This window comes from Caballeronia sp. GACF4 (genome assembly GCF_023631025.1).
Taxonomy (GTDB): domain Bacteria; phylum Pseudomonadota; class Gammaproteobacteria; order Burkholderiales; family Burkholderiaceae; genus Caballeronia.
This window is the reverse complement of the sequence record NZ_JALQDW010000023.1, coordinates 1-268: the sequence shown is the minus strand read 5'-3', so window position 1 is coordinate 268 and position 268 is coordinate 1. Positions and strand designations below refer to the sequence as shown.

The window sequence follows — 268 nt, the reverse complement described above, 5'->3', positions numbered from 1 at the left end:
GCGCTTCTCCGCCTGATAGCTCCGTCGCGGGCTGCCCGAGCCGCAGATAGCCGAGGCCGATTTCGCGCAACACGGCGAGCGCGCGCATGACGCTGGCTTCATCGGCGAAGAAGTCGCATGCGCTATCGACGGTCATGCCGAGCACATCCGCAATGTTCTTCCCATGCCATTCGATTTCCAGCGTCTGCGGGTTATAGCGCGATCCGTGGCATGTCGCGCACGACGTGTAGACGCTCGGCAGGAACAGCAACTCGACGCTGACGAAGCC

General features: G+C 63.1%; 1 pseudogene. It reads right to left on the bottom strand.

From position 1 onward, the window contains the following. Nucleotides 1–268, bottom strand: a pseudogene (locus tag NCR40_RS21985) (excinuclease ABC subunit A); the annotation flags it as partial.